This window comes from Streptomyces sp. NPDC088116 (genome assembly GCF_044741745.1).
Classification (GTDB): Bacteria; Actinomycetota; Actinomycetes; order Streptomycetales; family Streptomycetaceae; genus Streptomyces.
Map to the genome: position 1 here is coordinate 1,150,147 of NZ_JBIUTF010000001.1, position 19,518 is coordinate 1,169,664.

At 70.3% G+C, this 19,518-nt stretch carries 14 protein-coding genes and 1 riboswitch; of the genes, 5 read left to right on the plus strand and 9 right to left on the minus strand.

All coding sequences use genetic code 11. The features are described 5' to 3' along the window. Positions 1–44: 44 nt before the first annotated feature. Complete coding sequence (pcrA, locus tag ACIOJD_RS05045; protein ID WP_401908361.1) at positions 45–2,585, minus strand: DNA helicase PcrA; 2,541 nt, start codon at positions 2,583–2,585, stop codon at positions 45–47. A gap of 445 nt (positions 2,586–3,030) precedes the next feature. Continuing rightward, a riboswitch (cyclic di-AMP (ydaO/yuaA leader) is annotated at positions 3,031–3,194 on the plus strand. Positions 3,195–3,201: 7 nt separating this feature from the next. Here pcrA and ACIOJD_RS05050 point away from each other — a divergent pair. Then, entirely contained in the window at positions 3,202–4,464 is a 1,263-nt protein-coding gene (locus tag ACIOJD_RS05050) for an NlpC/P60 family protein (protein ID WP_401908362.1), read from the plus strand. 82 nt (positions 4,465–4,546) lie between these two features. Here ACIOJD_RS05050 and ACIOJD_RS05055 read toward each other — a convergent pair whose 3' ends face one another. Further along, on the minus strand, positions 4,547–4,900 hold the full coding sequence (locus ACIOJD_RS05055; RefSeq protein ID WP_401908363.1) for a hypothetical protein: 354 nt from the start codon (positions 4,898–4,900) through the stop codon (positions 4,547–4,549). A 250-nt stretch (positions 4,901–5,150) separates the two neighbouring features. Here ACIOJD_RS05055 and ACIOJD_RS05060 point away from each other — a divergent pair, with 250 nt between their 5' ends. Together ACIOJD_RS05060 and ACIOJD_RS05065 are read left to right on the plus strand one after the other, a co-directional pair. Next, positions 5,151–6,182: an NlpC/P60 family protein gene (locus ACIOJD_RS05060; RefSeq protein WP_401908365.1), complete on the plus strand. Its 1,032-nt coding sequence runs from the start codon at positions 5,151–5,153 to the stop codon at positions 6,180–6,182. A gap of 205 nt (positions 6,183–6,387) precedes the next feature. Then, positions 6,388–6,765, plus strand: a complete 378-nt coding sequence (locus ACIOJD_RS05065) for a hypothetical protein (RefSeq protein ID WP_401908366.1) — start codon at positions 6,388–6,390, stop codon at positions 6,763–6,765. A 40-nt stretch (positions 6,766–6,805) separates the two neighbouring features. On the opposite strand, the gene ACIOJD_RS05070 is transcribed toward ACIOJD_RS05065, so the two are convergent. Both ACIOJD_RS05070 and ACIOJD_RS05075 read right to left on the minus strand, forming a co-directional pair. Next, positions 6,806–7,528 (minus strand): LuxR C-terminal-related transcriptional regulator, encoded by a 723-nt coding sequence (locus tag ACIOJD_RS05070; protein ID WP_401908368.1) that lies wholly within the window; start codon positions 7,526–7,528, stop codon positions 6,806–6,808. A gap of 174 nt (positions 7,529–7,702) precedes the next feature. Continuing rightward, positions 7,703–9,001 carry a PspC domain-containing protein gene (locus ACIOJD_RS05075; RefSeq protein WP_401908369.1) on the minus strand — a complete coding sequence of 433 codons (1,299 nt, stop codon included), beginning with the start codon at positions 8,999–9,001 and terminating at the stop codon, positions 7,703–7,705. Between the two features lie 208 nt (positions 9,002–9,209). On the opposite strand from ACIOJD_RS05075, the gene ACIOJD_RS05080 reads away from it, so the two are divergent. After that, positions 9,210–10,547: a PspC domain-containing protein gene (locus tag ACIOJD_RS05080; RefSeq protein ID WP_401908370.1), complete on the plus strand. Its 1,338-nt coding sequence runs from the start codon at positions 9,210–9,212 to the stop codon at positions 10,545–10,547. A 156-nt stretch (positions 10,548–10,703) separates the two neighbouring features. Here the strand turns inward: ACIOJD_RS05080 and ACIOJD_RS05085 are convergent, their stop codons facing one another. From ACIOJD_RS05085 to guaA, 3 genes are all read right to left on the minus strand, one after another. Beyond that, a complete protein-coding gene (locus ACIOJD_RS05085; RefSeq protein ID WP_401908371.1) occupies positions 10,704–11,222 on the minus strand; it encodes a DoxX family protein in 519 nt (172 codons plus the stop codon). Between the two features lie 213 nt (positions 11,223–11,435). Beyond that, complete coding sequence (locus ACIOJD_RS05090) at positions 11,436–12,701, minus strand: hypothetical protein (protein ID WP_401908372.1); 1,266 nt, start codon at positions 12,699–12,701, stop codon at positions 11,436–11,438. A 330-nt stretch (positions 12,702–13,031) separates the two neighbouring features. After that, positions 13,032–14,615: a glutamine-hydrolyzing GMP synthase gene (guaA, locus tag ACIOJD_RS05095; protein WP_401908373.1), complete on the minus strand. Its 1,584-nt coding sequence runs from the start codon at positions 14,613–14,615 to the stop codon at positions 13,032–13,034. Positions 14,616–14,985: 370 nt separating this feature from the next. Here guaA and ACIOJD_RS05100 point away from each other — a divergent pair, with 370 nt between their 5' ends. Beyond that, a complete protein-coding gene (locus tag ACIOJD_RS05100; protein ID WP_401908374.1) occupies positions 14,986–15,267 on the plus strand; it encodes a chorismate mutase in 282 nt (93 codons plus the stop codon). A gap of 603 nt (positions 15,268–15,870) precedes the next feature. Here the strand turns inward: ACIOJD_RS05100 and ACIOJD_RS05105 are convergent. Both ACIOJD_RS05105 and ACIOJD_RS05110 read right to left on the minus strand, forming a co-directional pair. Beyond that, complete coding sequence (locus ACIOJD_RS05105) at positions 15,871–17,691, minus strand: GMC oxidoreductase (protein WP_401909009.1); 1,821 nt, start codon at positions 17,689–17,691, stop codon at positions 15,871–15,873. A gap of 145 nt (positions 17,692–17,836) precedes the next feature. After that, positions 17,837–19,462 carry a succinic semialdehyde dehydrogenase gene (locus ACIOJD_RS05110; RefSeq protein ID WP_401908375.1) on the minus strand — a complete coding sequence of 542 codons (1,626 nt, stop codon included), beginning with the start codon at positions 19,460–19,462 and terminating at the stop codon, positions 17,837–17,839. Positions 19,463–19,518: the final 56 nt, after the last annotated feature.

The following is a 19,518-nucleotide window of genomic DNA, read 5'->3' on the forward strand; positions in this document are numbered from 1 at the left end:
GGAGGGGGCACAGGGCACGCTCACCGCGCCCTGTGCCTGGCGCCCTACAGCTTCTGGACCGGCGCGTACCGCAGCAGCAACCGCTTGGGCTTGGTGTCGCCGAAGTCGACCGTCGCCTGCGCGTCGGCGCCCGTCCCCGTCACCGCCGTCACCGTGCCGAGCCCGAACTGGTCGTGTGTGACCCGGTCCCCCACCGTCAGCGAGATCACCGGCTTGTCGGTCGTACGGCGCGTGGCGAAGCCCGAGGGGCCGCCGCCGGACCTCGACCGCGACGAGGCGGAGGAGGACAGCGAGGACGTGATCCCGGACGTCGGGCCCGCCGGGATCTGCGCGCCGGTCCGCTTCCACTCCAGGTGGTGTCCGGGAATCTCTTCCAGGAACCGTGACGGCGGGTTGTACGAGGGCTGTCCCCAGGCGCTGCGCATCGACGACCGGGTCAGATAGAGCCGTTCGCGGGCGCGTGTGATGCCGACGTACGCCAGCCGGCGCTCCTCCTCCAGTTCCTTCGTCTGCCCGAGGGCGCGCATGTGTGGGAAGACGCCGTCCTCCATGCCCGACAGGAACACCACCGGGAACTCGAGTCCCTTGGCCGTGTGCAGCGTCATCAGCGTGATGACGCCGGAGCCGTCCTCGTCCTCGTCCGGGATCTGGTCGGAGTCGGCGACGAGCGCCACCTTCTCCAGGAATTCGGCGAGCGTGCCGGTCGTGGTCGCGGCGGCGGCCGTCTCGCCCCCGCCCTGGCCCTGATCCTCGCCCTGCGCCGCGTCTGCGGCCTGAACCTCCGCCTGCCCCGCGGCCTGGCTGCGCTCCTGCTCGAACTCCAGCGCCACCGCCGCCAGTTCCTGAAGGTTCTCGATACGCGTCTCGTCCTGCGGGTCCGTCGAGGACTGAAGCTCGGCCAGATAACCGGTCCGTTCGAGCACGGCCTCCAGGACCGTCGCGGGCCCGGCACCCGATTCGACGATCGTGCCCAGCTCTTCCATCAGGGTGTTGAAGCGCTTGACGGCATTCGCGGAGCGGGCCGCCATGCCGTACGCCTCGTCCACCCGCCGCAGCGCCTGCGGGAAGGTGATCTTCTCCCGCAGCGCGAGGGCGTCGATCATCGCCTCCGCGCGGTCCCCGATGCCGCGCTTGGGCACATTGAGGATCCGGCGCAGCGGAACATTGTCCTCCGGATTGGCCAGGACGCGCAGGTAGGCCAGCACGTCGCGGACTTCCTTGCGCTCGTAGAAGCGCACTCCTCCGACGACCTTGTACGGCAGGCCGACGCGGATGAAGATCTCTTCGAAGACACGCGACTGAGCGTTCGTACGGTAGAAGACGGCGACATCGCCCGCCTTGGCCTCGCCCGCGTCCGTCAGACGGTCGATCTCGTCGGCGACGAACTGCGCCTCGTCGTGCTCCGTGTCCGCGACGTAGCCGGTGATCTGGGCGCCCGCGCCGGCCTTCGTCCAGAGGTTCTTCGGCCGACGGCTCTCGTTCCGCTCGATGACCGCGTTGGCGGCGCTGAGGATCGTCTGCGTGGAGCGGTAGTTCTGCTCCAGCAGGATCGTCGTCGCGTCCGGGTAGTCCTCCTCGAACTGGAGGATGTTGCGGATGGTGGCGCCCCGGAAGGCGTAGATCGACTGATCGGCGTCACCGACGACACACAGCTCGGCCGGGTCGTGGTCCGCGCCGGAGGGGCCCACCAGCTCGCGTACGAGGGTGTACTGGGCGTGGTTGGTGTCCTGGTACTCGTCCACCAGGACGTGCCGGAAGCGCCGCCGATAGTGCTCGGCGACATCGGGGAACGCCTGGAGCAGATGGACGGTGGTCATGATGATGTCGTCGAAGTCCAGGGCGTTGGCCTCGCGCAGCCGGGCCTGGTACATCCGGTAGGCCTCGGCGAGCATCTTCTCGAAACCGTCGGCCGCCTGGTCGGCGAAGGTCTCCTCGTCGATCAGCTCGTTCTTCAGATTCGAGATCTTGGCGCTGAAGGACTTGGGCGGGTAGCGCTTGGGGTCGAGGTCCAGATCACGGCAGACCAGGGCCATCAGACGCTTGGAGTCGGCGGCGTCGTAGATCGAGAACGACGAGGTGAACCCGAGCCTCTTCGACTCGCGCCGCAGGATGCGGATGCAGGCGCTGTGGAAGGTCAGCACCCACATGGCGGCAGCGCGCGGGCCGACGAGGTCGGCGACGCGCTCCTTCATCTCCCCCGCGGCCTTGTTGGTGAAGGTGATCGCCAGTATCTGGCCGGGGTGGACATGGCGGGTCCCCAGCAGATGTGCGATCCGGTGGGTCAGGACCCGGGTCTTGCCGGAGCCGGCTCCGGCCACGATGAGCAGGGGCGAACCGGTGTGCACGACGGCCGCGCGCTGCTCCTCGTTCAGCCCTTCGAGCAGCGCGGCCGGATCCACCACGGTGCGCGGGGCCCCGTCGCGGTGGTAGGCGTCCCGAACCGGTGGCGCGTCGAAGGCACCCTCGAAGAGGTCGTCGGGGACCTGCTCCGGGGCGTGCTCGGCATGGTCCTCGGGCGGCGGTGGATGCTCGTCGCCGGAGGGCTGGAGGTCCGCCAGGAAACTGTCGTCAAAGAGGCTGCTCATCGCTTTACGAGTCTAGGCTCCCGGACTGACAGCCCGCGCCCGCCTTCGGAAGTCTCCCGGCGTATCCGGCGGGGGCACCCGGTGTATCCGGCGGGGGCACCCGACCCAGGCCTCCCCCACGGCCGCGTGGTCTCCATGGACCGGGCACCCTCCCCGTACACGTCATGCGTACATGTCGTGGTGGCCCTCCGTACACATCGTCGCGCGCACGTCGCTTCGGAGTCCCGCGCAACCTCCGGCGACCTGCCCGGCGGACGTGCGGAACGGCCGGAAATATCACGCAACGTAATGGCGGACTTACCCACCAACACCCCCGCACACCGCGCGGGCAAATGTCACGAAAACGTATCGGGCATATCGGCCATCCGCCTTCACACAAGCGCCACACTTTGGCTAGCGTGCTCCGTCAGGCAGCCCGTACCCTCCCCGGCGATCCGCGCCAAGCGGGCGGCCCGTGCCGAATTCGACCTTCCTGTGAGGAAGTTCGGAACCGGGGACCCACTCTGCACGACCGGGGTGAATCGGGCCGTACGTTCCAGGCCCGTAGGGCAGCCTTCCGTTCCGCCCGAACCCGACAGCTAACCCGGTAGGCCGTCCACGGAAGGAGATGCCGACCTTGGCGTCGCATCGCAAGCCGCGCAACCGTAGCGGAGTACGCGCCAACTCCCCGGCCGTCGGAGTCACGACGGCCGCTCTCGCTTCGGTCACGCTGCTCTCGACACAGAACGCGCACGCCGCGCCCACCGAGCCGACACCGTCCGTAGAAGAGGTACAGAAGAAGGTCGACGATCTGTACCGCCAGGCCGGGAGCGAGACCCAGCAGTACAACAAGGCCAAAGAAGCCACCCAGGAGCAGAAGCGCACGGTCGACCGCGCGCTGGACGACGCCGCCGAGCGCGCGGACAAGCTGAACGAGGCTCGCCGCAAGCTCGGCGGTTACGCGGCCACGCAGTACCGGGAAGGCGCGGTCACCCCGACCGCCGCCCTGCTGTTCGCGGACAGCCCGGAGGAGTTCCTCGAACAGAAGCAGGTCACGGACCGGCTGACCGACCGTCAGCAAGGGGCCGTCGCCGAGTACCAGTCGCAGCAGGCCGCCGCGACGAAGCAGCGGGCCGAGGCGACGAAGAGTCTGGAGTCGCTCTCCGACTCGCAGGCATCCCTGCGCACCAGCAAGGAGAGCGTCCAGAAGAAGCTCAGCGCGGCGCGGGCGCTGCTGTCGAAGCTGACGGCGGAGGAAAAGGCGCGACTGGCCGCGCTGGAGCGCAAGAAGGAAGACGAGGCCCGCCGCAAGGCGGAGGCGAAGGCCAAGGAAGACGCTCGGGCCAGGGCCGAGGCCGAGCGCCTGCGCGAGAAGCAGGAACAGGAGCAGGAGCAGGAACAGGAGAAGCGGCAGGGCGAGGAGAAGGCCGAATCCCCGTCGACCGGACCGGACAACGGGACCGGCACCGGCACCGGCACCGGCTCGGGCTCAAGTACGGGTACGGGTACGGGCACCGGGACCGGCTCGGGGGCCGCCGACAGCGCGCAGACCACCAAGGCCGCGAAGGTCCTCGCCTTCGCCCGCGCCCAGATCGGCAAACCATACGTCTGGGGCGCGACCGGCCCCAGCTCGTACGACTGCTCGGGCCTGACCCAGGCCGCCTGGAAGGAGGCGGGCGTGGAACTTCCGCGTACCACCTGGGACCAGGTGAAGACCGGCACGCGCGTCGCGACGGAGGACCTCCGTCCGGGCGATCTGGTCTTCTTCTACGACGACATCAGCCATGTCGGCATCTACATCGGCGACGGCATGATGATCCATGCCCCCAAGCCGGGCGCGAACGTCCGCGAGGAGTCGATCTACTACATGCCGATCTACGGCAGCGTCCGCCCCGCCTGACCAGCGGCGGGCCGCTGAACTCACGTCCGTGGCCCGCGAAGCGCCGTCGAGCGCTCCGCGGGCCACCGCGGGCCCGACCCGCTCAGGTCCAGAGCGTGGCGATGAAGATGTTGACCACCGTCAGACCGCCCACCACGCCGAACAGCGGCTTCGAGGCGGCCTCGTCGTCCCGCTTCACGTACACCACACCCAGGATCACGATCAGGATCGCCAGCTTGATGCCGATCTTGATGTTGTCCAGGGTCTGACCGTCGGCCTGGTTGAGGCCCACCAGCACCATGCCGGTGATCAGCATCGTCAGCGCTCCGTGCAGCATCGGTGCGTCGAACCGTGCCGCGCCCGCGCTCATCGCCTTCATCTGTGTCAGAAAGCCGCCGAGCAGCGAGGCGATGCCGATGATGTGCAGGGCGACGAAGACATTGATGAGTACGTCCATGGCTCGGAGCCTAGCCATGGCCATATCACCACTCTCCGGTGAGGTGAGGCTTTCTGCCGTATCGGTCGGGTCCGACCGGAGATCGCCGCTCCGTCGCGATCGAGTTGATCACAAAGCGCAACAGATCATCCATCTCGCGCCAATACCGCCATGTCGACACTTGCTTGTGACCTTGCCCCTTACGGTCCTCTCCGGGTGGGCGGCTCTCGCCGTCGGCCCCGTACGGACATTGAGGAAGAGGACCACCCCCGTGGCAGCGCACCGAAAACCCAAGCAGCGCCCGCTTTCCGGCTCGGCGGGCCGTACCGCCGCCACTCTCGCGCTCGCCGGAGCCGCGACCGTCACCGCCTTCGACGGGCCCGCACACGCCGAGCCCCGTCTCACCCCCGCCCAGGTCAAGGCCAAGGTCGACGGGCTGTACGAGCAGGCCGAGGCCGCCACCGAGCGGTACAACGGGGCGAAGGAGAAGGCGGACGCCGCAAGCACCTCGCTGGCGGAACTGCGCGACGAGGCGGCGCGTCGTACGGAACGGCTCAACACGGCCCGCGACGCGCTCGGTTCGATCGCCGCCGCGCAGTACCGGGCCGGTGGCCTCGACCCCGCCGTACAGCTCGCTCTCAGCTCCAGGCCCGAGGACTACCTGGAGGCGGCCGGCCTCGCCGAACAGGCCGGTGCCCGCCAGGCGAGCGCGATCGCCGGGGTCCGCAGGGGACTCGCGCAGATCGCCGAGCTGCGCACCCGGGCCGACGGACGGCTCGTGACGCTCAGGGCACACCGGGCCGAACTGGCCCGGCACAAGTCCACCATCCAGGCGAAGCTCGACACCGCCCAGAGGCTCCTCGACAGCCTCAGCGCCCCGCAGCGCGCCCAGTACGCGGGGCAGGAACAGCGGAGCGGCGATGCCGCGGCCGGTGGTGCGATGGGAGCGCCGAACTCCCGTGCCGCCGCGGCCGTCGCCTTCGCCTACGGGGCCATCGGCAAGCCGTACGTATGGGGCTCGACCGGCCCCGGTTCCTTCGACTGCTCGGGCCTGGCCCAGGCCGCCTGGCGCTCCGCCGGAGTGGCCCTCCCGCGCACCACGTACACCCAGATCAACACCGGGCAGCGTGTCACACGCGACCAGCTCGCCCCGGGTGACCTGGTGTTCTTCTTCTCGGGCATCAGCCATGTCGGGGTCTATGTCGGCAACGGGCAGATGATCCACGCCCCACGGCCCGGTTCGGCGGTCCGGATGGCGCCGATCGACCAGATGCCCTTCGCGGGAGCCGCCCGGCCCGCCTGAGGGAGCCGACGCCGGGCCCGCGTCCTGCATACCGCGTTCCGGGCCCGCGTCCGCGTTCCATCCGCGTTCCGTCCGTGTTCCGTCCCGCGTCCGCGCTCCGTTCGCGCCGAGATGACCGGACTGGCCCATTCCAGGATGCCGCTTCCCCGTACCGAGGTGACGATGAGCAGCAGCACGCCATCGGCCCGCGAAGGGGTGAGTCGTGATGAGACGAGCCAGCGCCGTCAGAGCCGCTGTACTCGCCGCCGGAGCGCTCTTCGTCCTGGCACCCGTCGGCCTCACGCCCCGGGGCTGCGGCGATCTCTCCGGCGGCCGGCTCTGTGTCGAGGGGCCGATCGGCGGCACGGGCAGGTTCACCACCCGTTACGACCGGCACGCGGGCGGGCCGGACATCGCCGTACGGCTCGGTTATCAGCGCAGGGACGACCGGATCACGGCCTTCCCCGGCTGGTTCGGGACACGGCGCACCCTGCACGGCCAGGCGGAACTGACCGGCACGATCAGCACCGAGCCGGGCGAGTGCGTCCGCGGTCTGCTGGACCACCGGGGCCTGGTGTACGTCACCCAGTGGCACTGCTCGTAGCTCGTGGCCGAGGCGCGCCGACTGCCGCGACCGGGCGGGGTCAGACCAGCCGGCGGGCCGTCGCCCAGCGCGTCAGCTCGTGCCGGTTGGAGAGCTGGAGCTTCCGCAGGACCGCCGAGACATGCGATTCCACGGTCTTCACCGAGATGAACAGCTGCTTGGCGATCTCCTTGTACGCGTAGCCCCGCGCGATCAGACGCAGCACCTCGCGCTCCCGCTGGGTGAGCCGGTCGAGGTCCTCGTCCACCGGCGGGGCGTCCGTCGACGCGAAGGCGTCCAGGACGAACCCGGCCAGGCGCGGCGAGAACACCGCGTCGCCCTCCTGTACCCGGAAGATCGAGTCGACCAGATCCGTGCCCGTGATCGTCTTGGTGACGTAACCGCGGGCGCCGCCCCTGATCACGCCGATGACGTCTTCGGCCGCGTCCGAGACCGACAGCGCCAGGAACCGCACCGGATTCTCGACCGGTCCCATGAGCGGCGCGCAGCGGCGCAGCACCTCCACACCTCCGCCTCCCGGCAGATGGACGTCCAGCAGCACGACCTCGGGGCGCGTCGCCGTGATCACGGTGATGGCCTGGTCGACATCGGCGGCCTCGCCCACGACCTCGACGCCCGTCTGCTCGGTGACACCGATCTCGGCCTGTACGCCGGTACGGAACATCCGGTGGTCGTCGACGAGCACGACCCGTACGTGACGCCCGTCCCCGGCCTGTCCGCCGCTCTCCCCCGGCGTGCCTTCGGCCTGTACGCCCTCGCTCATCCCACTGCCCCTCGTCCTTGTCACGGCCCGTTTGCCACGGCCCGTTTGTCACTGCCCGTTGTCACTGCCGATGGTCGCTCCGCCGCCCCCACGGCCACGCGTCACAGCATCCCGCCCGTCGTACCGTACGGTCCCCCGGTCACCCGCCGATCGGTCCACCGGGCTCCCGCCCGGTCAGTCCGCCCGTTCCATCTCCAGCTCGACCTCGGTGCCGCCGTCCGGCACCGAACGCAGCCGCGCCGTCCCGCCGTTGCGCTGCATACGGCCGATGATCGATTCCCGTACACCCATCCGGTCGGCCGGTACCGAGTCCAGGTCGAAACCGGGTCCGCGATCCCGTACGGAGAGGAAGACCGTGCGTCCCTCCACCTCCGCGTAGACCTGCACCGCGCCTCCCTCGCCACCGTACTTGGCGGCGTTGACCATCGCCTCGCGCGCGGACTGCATCTGTGCGGCCAGTTTCTCGTCGAGCGGGCAGTCACCGACGATCACGACCTCGATCGGCACCCCGTGGTAGTCCTCGACCTCGGCCGCCGTCCGCTTCACCGCCTCGGCGAGGGTGGTCGGCTCGTCGTCCTCGTCCTTGCCCGTGCCCTCCGGCTTGTACAGCCAGGCGCGCAGCTCACGCTCCTGCGCGCGGGCGAGACGGCGGACCTCGCCCGGGTCGTCGGCGTTGCGCTGGATGAGCGTGAGCGTGTGCAGCACGGAGTCGTGGACATGCGCGGCGACTTCGGCACGCTCCTGCGCGCGGATCCGCATCAGCCGTTCCTCGGAGAGGTCCTGTGTCATCCGTACCAGCCAGGGTCCGGCGAGCAGCGCGACCCCGGCGACGACGGCTATCGCGCCGGTCAGCACATTGCCGAGCTGGGCCGCCGCACCGCGCACCACCATGAAGACGGTGAGGCCGAGGCCGACCAGGACGACGCCCGCGACGGCGCGGGCCAGTTGGAACAGCCTGCGGCGGGGCCCGACCTCGGTCCAGCGGGCGCGGCGCGCGTTGTCCGCCTGCCGCCAGACCAGCACGACGCCCGCGCCGATCAGCAGCATCGGCCAGATGTAGCGGTCGACTCCGTTGCGCCCGAGATCGACGTTGCCCACGAAGACGCCGGCGCCGATCAGCAGGGCGATCAGCGCGAAGATCTGGCCCTTGTCCGGCTTGCGGAGGCGGCGCCGGCCGTCCGGACTGGTCTCGAAGACCGAGCGCGGTTCGGTGGCCGTACCGCCGAAGCCGAGCGGGACGACGATCCAGAAGACGGCGTAGAGCAGCGCGCCGAGGCCCTGGGCGAAGAAGAGACCGAGGAAGACCAGCCGCACCCAGACGACCGGCAGCCCCAGATGGCCGGCGAGCCCGCGCGCCACACCGCCGAGGAGCCGGCCGTCCACGCTGCGGTACAGCTTGCGCGGCGAAGGCTCCTCCGGCGCCGAGGCGCGGGAGGAGGAGGTCGCGGCGGCGCGGGGCGGGGCGGCTGGCATGCCTTTGATGGTCACATGACGGGGCGGCCGGGGGCATCAGGGTCGGACCCCTGAGGCGACCCTGATGTGCCTCTCAGCTCCCGGAACGGGAATCCCGGGGGTCCGGCCCAAACATCGGTGGCCCCCGAGTCGGACCAGGGCCGATATCAGGGGGAGGCCAGGGTCGCGATGGCTGGAGCCGGGGCCGCCGCGCCGTCACCATGGACGTATGACCCAGTCGTCGCAGTCACCGTCCGCGCCGCCGCCCACCGCGTCGGCGTCCGCAGCAGGCCCCGCATCGCCTCCTTCCGTGCCCGCGCACTTGACGCGCAGCCCGCGGCAGAAGGTGTTCGCCGGCGTCTGCGGCGGGCTCGGGCGGTACTGCGACATAGATCCGGTGATCTTCCGGATCGTGATCGGGGTGCTCACGGCCACCGGCGGCATCGGCTTGATCTTCTACGGCTTCGCGTGGCTGCTGATCCCCCTCGACGGAGAGGACGAGACCGAGGCCCGCAGGCTGCTCTCGGGTCGGGTCGACGGCACTTCGCTGGTCGCCGTGCTGCTGGCGCTGGTCGGCTGCGGTCTGTTCCTGTCCATGCTGGGGGACGACGGCACGCTCAGCTTTGCCGCGATGCTGTCGATCGCGGTCGTGGGCTCGGCCGTCTGGTCACAGCGCCGCCGTGTCACACAGCCGGACGGCGGACCGCTCGATCCCGCGACCGCGCAAGCGGTGGCGGAGGCGCCTCCGGAGACCAAGGCACCGCCGACGCCCGACACCCCCTCGTGGTGGCGGGATCCCATATCCAAGGACGGCACCACGGTCCGGGGCGGACCGGTCTATCTGTGGGGTCCGGAGGACGCGGCCGGCCCTGTGCTGTCGCAGCGGCACCTGTGGCACCGCACGGCTGCCCCGGGGCGTCTCTCTCGCCCCCCGGGTCCGCGCGGGATCGGCGGGACGGTCTGTCTGCTCGCCCTGCTGGCGGGCGGACTGGGCACGGGCCTGTCGTGGAACGGCCACCCGTTCGGTACGAGTCTCCAGATCGGCCTGGTCTGCGCGCTCGCGATCTTCGGGCTGGGTCTCGCGGTCAGCTCGTTCGTGGGCCGTACCGGCATAGGCACGATCTTCCTGGCGGTGGTCACGGCCGGGCTGCTCGCGGCCGCCTCGGCCGTCCCGAAGAACATCACCACGGGATGGGAGCGGCAGCACTGGTCAGCGGCTTCGGTGTCCGCCGTACGGGATCACTACGAACTGGGCACGGGCGCCGGCGTTCTGGATCTGCGTCGGCTGACCATCCCGAAGGGGCAGACCGTCAGTACGTCGGCCGAGGTCGGCGCCGGGCAGCTCAAGGTCGTCGTACCGGACGGAGTCACAGTGAAGGTGAACGCGGAGGCGGCTCTGGGGGACATCCGGCTCCCCAGGGAAGCACCGAACGATGTGGACATCTCCCCGAGCCATTCGGCGCAGCGCACGCTGACGCCCCGCGCGGGCGCCGATCCGGCGGGCACGCTGGTGCTCCATCTCGAAGTCGGCCTCGGACAGGTGGAGGTGGCCCGTGCCGCGGCATGAGTTCATGCCGGGCCGGCTGATCGCGGGCCTGGCGGTGCTGGGCGCGGCCGCGGCATACGCGGGAGACGCGGCCGACGCCTGGCACACACCGTGGTATCTGGCCTTCGTGGTGGTCTGGGACGGCCTCTGCGTGGCGGCCCTCGCCGCCTGGGTCAACTACCGCATACGGCGCCGCCGGCCGGCGAGGACGGCGTCGAGTGAGAAAGCCGGGGCACCGGCGAGCACGAGCGGCAGCCAGGCCATCAGATAGGCGAGGTCGTTGCCGTAGTAGTACGGAGTGCTCTGCCAGCTCACCGTCAGCCACAGGCTCAGTGAGATGAGGGCACCGCCGAAGGCTGCGAGCCGGGCGAGCACGCCGAACAGGGTGCCGAGGCCGACGGCGAGTTCGCCGATGGCTATGGCGTAGCCGAATCCGGCGGGGTTCTTGAGCGCCAGGTCGACCAGTGCGGGAATGGCCGAGCTGTCGCGGACGCTCCGCATCATCTCGCCGACCGATCCGGTGCCGGTGGCCGAGAAGAACCCGCCCTGAGTCAACTTGTCGATTCCCGCGTAGATGAAGGTGATGCCCAGGAAGATCCGCAGTGGCAGCAGCGCATGGCGGGTGACATCCTCCCGCAGGCTGTTCCGCTCACCGCCGACCCGCCCAAGGGTTTCCGTCCGGTATCCATGCGTCATAGCCGGTCCGCCTCTCCCTGTCCCACGCCGCTGCCGCGGGGGCGTGTGTCCCCGCGTGCCTTGTCCGTACGTACATACGTGCACGGCGTGTCCGGGACTCAGTGAACCAGCCGTACCGGCTGTCGGAATCGGCCACGTCTGAAATCGGTATGAGAATTGAACGATCGAGTCCGCACAGTCCAAGTCTCAGTCCATGACGTCTCAGTCCAAGTCTCAGTCCATGACGTCGACGATCACGCGGTTGGTCTCCACTCCGGCCGCCGTCACCACCTGCACCTCGACCGGGCCCGGTTCCACGTCCACCGGCACGGGCACGACGAGGGCGGTGTCCGCCGGGCTGGCGAAGCCGCCGGGGACCGGAACCAGCGGGACATGGACATGGACCGGCCCGATCCGGACGACCATCCGGGCCAGCCGGTCCGGGGTACCCGCGCCCGGTGGTACGAAGCCGGCGCCGCGGATCTCGATGTCGTCGCCGGTACGGATCGGAGCGTCCAGGTCACCCGCCTCCCGGGCCCGTACCACCGACAGGACGACAGGCCGCCCGCCCTCCGCGTACTTCCCCGCGAAGTAGGTGGCGGTGGAGACGATCACCAGCAGGGCGAGCGCCCAGGGCAGATCGGGCAGTTGCTCGGGCCGCCGGGCCAGCCGGACCGCGGAGAAGAGCACGGCGACGGCGTTCACCAGGGTGTACTGCACATCGGTGAAGCTGCCGCGTCCGCCGTCGTCGCAGAGCAGATCGGCCAGCCGGGGCCGCTCGGCCCGTACCTTCTGGAGTCGCTGCCCCAGTACCCGTACGGCCACCACGCGGCGGACGACCACGGCGATGGCGCACACCACGGCCAGGACGGTCACCAGGCCGGCGCCCCGGGCCAGTTCGAGTCCGGCGATCAGTTCGTCGCGCCGGGCATGGCCGGAGGCACTCGCGAGCTGGAGGGCGAGCACGAGCACGGCGAAGACGACGAGCAGTACCCAGGCGGAGGCGACGGTCCGCGAGGTCGACAGCCGGTTGTCCTCACCGATCAGCGGCGCGAGCAGCCCGCCGCGTGCCCGGTGCAGCCGGGCGGCGCCGGTCAGCAGCCCGGCGACGACGAGCGCGGCGATCAAGCCCGCCGTACGGGCGACCGTCCAGCCGGCCCCGATCGCGGTCGTGGCCTGGACCAGCGCGAGCACCGCGACCCCGCCCCACACCACCAGCAGCGTGCGCCGCCAGACGGCGTGCAGCCAGGCATCGCCCGCCTCCCGGCTGCGCTCGGCCACCGCGCGCGCGGACTGAGTGAGTTCGTCGGACACCCACTGCCGGGACGCGCCCACCGAGTGGGCGACCGCGGCGGGCAGCCCTTGGCCGGCGGCCAGTTCGTCCCGCTTCACCAAGAACGCGGCCACGGCCCGCCGATGCCCCTCACGCGCCCCGTGCGGACAGTCCCCGCACGTACAGCCTCCGCCGTGCGCGCCCTGTCTCGCCTCTTGCACCGCCACGCCGAACGCCGCCTTCCCCGCCCCGAACCCAGTGAACTTCCTTGCAACGCCTGGGAATTGTGCCGCACGGAGTGAGGTACGCGCGCGGTCGGCCCGGTCAGGGAGGGTGAGGATGCGGTCACGGTGTTGACACGGTGGCCACTCCGGCCCCACCAGGCCCTTCGACCTCACCCGATCCGGGCCCGTACCAGATCATCGGCCGACGACCGCCCCGCGAACACCCGATGAGCGACAGAAAGGGCGACAGAAAATACGCCGACGCCGCCGCTCGAATAAATGAGCGACGACATCGGCGTCACGCGATGAGAGCCCGGCCGTGTACGGCCAGGACTACTCCCACTCGATCGTGCCCGGGGGCTTGCTCGTCACGTCGAGCACCACGCGGTTGACGTCCGCGACCTCGTTGGTGATGCGGGTGGAGATCTTCGCCAGTACGTCGTACGGCATCCGCGTCCAGTCGGCGGTCATCGCGTCCTCGGACGAGACGGGCCGGAGCACGATCGGATGGCCGTATGTGCGGCCGTCGCCCTGGACGCCCACGGACCGTACGTCCGCGAGGAGGACCACCGGGCACTGCCAGATCTCCCGGTCGAGACCGGCCGCCGTCAGCTCCTCGCGGGCGATCGCGTCGGCCTCGCGCAGCAGGTCGAGGCGCTCGCGCGTGACATCGCCGACGATACGGATACCGAGTCCGGGGCCGGGGAAGGGCTGGCGCTGGACGATCTCGTCCGGCAGGCCGAGCTGCTGGCCGACCATCCTGACCTCGTCCTTGAACAGCTTGCGCAGCGGCTCGATCAGCTCGAACTCGATGTCGTCGGGGAGCCCGCCGACATTGTGGTGGGACTTGATGTTGGCGGTGCCGGTGCCGCCGCCCGACTCCACGACGTCCGGGTAGAGGGTGCCCTGGACGAGGAACGCGACGTCCTCGCCCTCCGCGCCCGCCTCGGCGACGATCTCGGCCTGGGCCTGTTCGAAGACCCGGATGAACTCGCGGCCGATGATCTTCCGCTTCTGCTCGGGATCGGAGACCCCGGCCAGCGCGGCGAGGAAGCGCTCCTGGGCGTCGACCACCCGCAGCTGCACGCCCGTTGCGGCGACGAAGTCCTTCTCGACCTGCTCGGTTTCGCCCTTGCGCATCAGGCCGTGGTCGACGTACACGCAGGTCAGCTGCGAACCGATGGCCTTCTGCACGAGCGCCGCGGCCACGGCCGAGTCCACTCCGCCCGACAGACCGCAGATGGCGCGCTTCGTGCCGACCTGCTCACGCACGAGGGCGACCTGCTCGTCCACCACACTGGCGGTGGTCCAGGACGGCTCGATACCGGCGCCCCGGTAGAGGAAGTGCTCCAGGACCTGCTGGCCGAACGTGGAGTGCATCACCTCGGGGTGGTGCTGGACTCCGTACAGCTTCTTCTCGTCGTTCTCGAAGGCCGCGACAGGCACGACGTCCGTGGACGCGGAGACGGTGAACCCGGCGGGCGCGGCCGAACAGGCGTCGCCGTGCGACATCCAGACCGACTGCTCGGCCGGAGTGCCCTCGAAGAGCGTGGAGTCGCCACGGGAGACCCGCAGCTCCGTACGGCCGTACTCCCGCGCTCCCGTGTTGTCGACGGTGCCGCCCAGCGTGGTCGCCATCAGCTGGAAGCCGTAACACATGCCGAAGACGGGGACGCCGGCCTCGAAGAGCGAACGGTCGACGGTCGGGGCGTTCTCCGCGTACACCGAGGACGGGCCGCCGGAGAGGATGATCGCCTTGGGGTTCCTGGCCAGCATCTCGGCCACCGGCATCGTGGACGGGACGATCTCGCTGTAGACCCGGGCCTCGCGGACACGGCGGGCGATGAGCTGGGCGTACTGCGCGCCGAAGTCGACGACGAGTACGACGTCGGGGGCGGCGGGGGGCACTGCTGGCACGGGGGCGGCCTTCCGGCGGTGATGTGGTGACGTGACACAAGGGCGATGCACAAGGGCGTGCTGTTTTCTCGATTCTAACGGGGAGCCGCGACGGTCTGACTGGGAGCCGCGACGGCCCGGGGACGGCATTTGTCTCACCATCCGAACCCGCCTTGGCCGGCGTCGGGGCGCCGGGGCCATACTGGGCCCATGCACCAGCAGCTGACGTTCGTCTTTACCTATGGCACCGGCCCGTCCGGCTGCCATGGTCGTGCTGCTTGAGCTGACAAGCGACTTCGACAGGCGCCCCGGGCCGACAAGGCCCGGGGCGCCTGTCGCGTTCGGGGCCCGGTCGCCTCCGGGACCGCCGCTCCCCGAGAAGGAACCTCGTATGACTCCGACGGAGAACACCGGCGCCCGCACCGATGAGGCCGCCACGATCATCGGCGACGCGCGCGAGCGGATCGACGCGCTGGACGACCGGATCATCGGTCTCGTACAGGAACGGATGGCGGTCTCGGCCGTCGTCCAGGACGCGCGCATCACGTCCGGAGGCCGCCGGGTCAGCCTCTCCCGCGAGATGGAGATCCTCAGCCACTACAGGAACGCGCTCGGCAAACCGGGCACGCCGCTGGCGATGACGCTGCTGGAGCTGTGCCGGGGCCGCATCTGAGTTCGGGTACCGCGCTCGCTCTCACTCGTACGGAACGTGACCGCGTCCGGCGGGGCTTCGTTGGAGAAGAGGGCACCGCGCGTGGCTCCGCCGGGGCGTGCGACGCACTTCGGGTGCGCCGTGGGACCTCGCCCCGGCGCCCGTGACCGGGCGGCAGGGGACAGCGGCCCGGTCACCCGAGGGCGGCCGGCTCCGGAGACTCCCGGAACCGGCCGCTCCACCCCCATGGCTCGCGTGGCACAGACCACGTGTAGATTCTGTGAAGTCGACGGCAACCATCCCCGCGGGTCGCGGGTCTTGCATGCGAAACCGACGACTGACGTCGAGGTCCAGCCGCGGGTCGCCACGCCTGGACGCGCCGTGACCGGTTTCTCCTCCCCTTACGGGTATCAGTCCGCTTACGGGTAGCAGTCCGCCAGGCGCGTCCGCGCACCCGGGGGCAGCCGGGGCAGAACGCGCGGGGGCACAGACGAAGAGGCGCTGCACTCGGAGGGGGGTGCAGCGCCTCTTTTCCGCTACGGAGCGCCCCACTCCAGCCGCTCCGCTCCGCGCGGGCCGCTCCGGCCGCCGACGCCGTTCACGGCGTCAACGCCGCTCAGGGCGTCAACGCCGCTTCGGCGGGACCCTCGGCATTCCCAGGAACGGCAGCTTCAGTGCGCCGTACGCCCCCGTCGGCACCGCCGGGGACACCGGCTCGACCGGGACCGGCCTGACATACGCCACGCCCTGCTCGGGGCGCGGGTCCGGGTCGCCCTTGTTCGGCCAGAAGGACATCGCGCGCTCGGCCTGGGCCGTGATCGTCAGGGACGGGTTCACGCCGAGATTCGCCGAGACCGCCGAGCCGTCGACCACCGAGATCCCGGGATGCCCGTACAGCCGGTGGTACGGATCGATCACGCCCTCCTCCGCCGATGCCCCGATGACACATCCGCCCAGGAAGTGCGCGGTCAACGGCGTGCCCATCAATTCACCCACATTGCTGCCCGCGAAGCCGTTGATCTCGTCCGCGATGAGCGTGGCGGCCCGGGTCGCCTCCGGGATCTGCTTCGGATTGGGGGCGCCATGGCCCTGCCGGGCGGTGAGCAGGCCCTTCCCCACTCCGCCCGGTTTGCGGTACGTCGTCAGGGAGTTGTCGAGCGACTGCATCACCAGCCCGATGATGGTCCGCTCCGACCAGCCGCGGTTGGAGAACGAACGGAGCAGCCACGAGGGGTGCTTGGCCGCTCTGCCGAGCCAGGCCCGTACCCGCCGGTCGCTGTACGGCACTTGGAGGATGGACAGCGCGCCCATCGCGTTGGAGCCCCTGCCGTACCGCACCGGCTCGATGTGCGTGGACTCGTTCGGGTGGATCGAGGACGTGATGGCGACGCCCCGGGTGAAGTCGACCCGCGGAGCGCCGTGCCGCGCGCGGTAACGCCGGTTGTCGGTCTGCGCGCCCACCAGCGCCTCGGAGTTGGTACGGGTCAGCTCGCCCAGCCGGGCCGAGAGGCGCGGCAGCAGGCCCTGGTCCCTCATGGTGTGCAGCAGGGTCTGGGTGCCGTACGTACCGGCCGCGATCACCACCCGCCGGGCGCGCAACACCTTCGTACGACGCTCTCGGCCGCCCTTCCGACCGCCCTTCCGCCGGCCTTTCCCGCGCCTGTCGGTCGGGACGACGGTGACGCGGTAGCCGCCCGCGTCACTCCCCGCGCCCGCGCCGCCCGGAACTCCCCGCGCGTCCTGCGTCACCGCGATCACCGTCGTCATCGGATGGATGACCGCTCCGGCCCGTTCCGCGAGGTACAGGTAGTTCTCGTTGAGGGTGTTCTTCGCCCCGTGCCGGCAGCCCGTCATGCACTCGCCGCACTCGGTACAGGCGGTGCGGGCCGGGCCCGCGCCTCCGAAGTACGGATCGTCCACGGCTGCCCCCGGCTCGGCCCTGGGACCGTCTCCGGCGTCCTCGCCGTCCCCGAAGAAGACCCCGACCGGCGCCAGATGGAAGCTGTCACCGACGCCCATCCCGTCCGCCGCCGCCTTCAGATGGACGTCGGAGGGGGTCATGGTCGGGTTGAGCCGTACGCCCAGCATGCGCCGCGCCTGGTCGTAGTACGGCTTCAACTCCTTTTCCCAGTCGGTGATGGACGCCCACTGGGGGTCGTCGAAGAACGCGGCGGGCGGTACGTACAGCGTGTTGGCGTAGTTGAGCGAGCCGCCGCCGACCCCGGCGCCCGCGAGCACCATCACATTGCCGAGCAGATGGACCCGCTGGATGCCGTAGAGCCCCAGCACCGGTGCCCAGAGGTAGTTCTTGATGTCCCAGGAGTTCCTGGGGAGGGTCTCGCGGGTGAAGCGGCGGCCCGCCTCCAGGACGCCGACGCGGTAGCCCTTCTCGGCCAGGCGCAGAGCGGACACCGAGCCGCCGAACCCCGAGCCGACGACGATCACGTCGTAGTCGTACGACCCCTCGCAAGACGCCTCGCAAGCCGCGCCGTTCCGGGATGCTTCATCTGTTTCGTCCTGGTTCTGCGCCCGCTTCCGTTCCTGGTCCCGGGCATGGCTGTCCTGTGACACTGGCTCTCCTCGTCGAGAACTACCGCAGCCGCAGAGCCTTCATGACTCGCAGACTGCGGCTCATGACCGCCGCGTACTTCTCGTCGTCCATCCCGAAGGACGGCGCCATGGGAACAATCCGCTGCCGCGCGACGGTCTGGGCCTCGGTGTACTTGAGAATGCCCTCCGAGCCGTGCCGCCGGCCGAGACCGGATTCCTTCATCCCGCCCATCGGCGCCCGCACGCTGCCGTACGCCGACGCGTATCCCTCGTTGATGTTGACCGTGCCGGCCCGCAGCCGGGCCGCGACCGCGAGACCTCGCCGGGCGTCCTTCGTCCAGACGCTCGCGTTGAGGCCGTACGGCGTGCTGTTGGCGCGGCCGATCACCTCGTCCTCGTCGCTGAAGCGGTAGAGGGAGACCACCGGCCCGAACGTCTCCTCCGTACACACCGCCATCGGCGCCTCGACGCCGTCGAGGATGGTCGGCTCGTAGAAGTACGGACCGATGTCGGGGCGCGCGGTCCCGCCCGCGACGACCGTGGCGCCCTTGGCGACGGCCTCCTCGACATGGCGTGTGACCGCGTCCAGTTGACGCTCGCCGACGAGTGAGCCCATCTCCGCGCCGTACGCGAGAGAGGTGCCGAGCCGCATGGCCTTCGTACGGGCGGCGAACCGCTCCACGAACAGGTCCGCCATGGACTCGTGGACGTACAACCGCTCGATGGAGATGCAGAGCTGGCCCGCGGAGGAGAAACAGGCGCGCACCGCGCCCGCCGCCGCCTTCTCCACATCCGCGTCCGCCAGGACCAGCATGGGGTTCTTGCCGCCCAGTTCGAGGGAGACGCCGACGAGCCGGTCCGCCGCGCCCCTGGCTATCTCGCGGCCGACACGGGTCGAGCCGGTGAAGGAGACGTAGTCGGCGTGCCTGACGACCTCGGGACCGACGACCGGGCCCTCACCGAGGACGACTTGGAAGACCTCGGGCGGCAGCCCTGCCTCGACCAGCAGATCACGCGCCCACAGCGCGGTCAGCGCGGTCTCGGTGTCGGGCTTCATCACGACGGCGTTGCCCGCCACGAACGCGGGCAGCGCGTCCCCCGCGGACAGCTCCAAGGGGTAGTTCCATGGCGAGATCTGGCCGATGACCCCGCGCGGCTGACGCAGTTCGGTGACCTTGGTCAGCGTCGGCACGGCTCCGATGTGCCGCTTCGGCTTCAGGTACGAGGCCGCCGCGCGCCCGTAGTGCCGGGCCTCGACGGCCAGCGCCTGGACCTCCTCATGAGCGTGCAGCCGGGCCTTGCCGGTCTCCAGCTGGATCAGGTCGAGGACTTCGGCCTGGCGTTCCAGTACGAGATCGTGGAAACGGAGCAGTACGGCGGCCCGCTGCCGGACGGGGACAGCGGCCCAGAGCGGCTGGGCCACCCGCGCCCGCTCGAAGGCGGTCGCCACGTCCTGAGGAGTGGACTCGGGCAGGTCCGCCAGCTTCTTCCCGGTGAAGGGGGCGTGGTTGGCCGTCCGGCCGGAGCCGACAACGCCGCGCGTGAGCTGGGCGACCACCTCGGGAGTGACCACATCAACCGCGGTGCGCGCACCGGCCGGGGCGGCTGCCACGGGGTTGGTGCCAAGGGATCCGGGGATGGCGGTGGGAGCCTGCGAGTCCGTCATGGGGCCGAGAGTATGCCGCTTCCAAAACTTTTGGTACCCGGCGGTAACAACTTCTG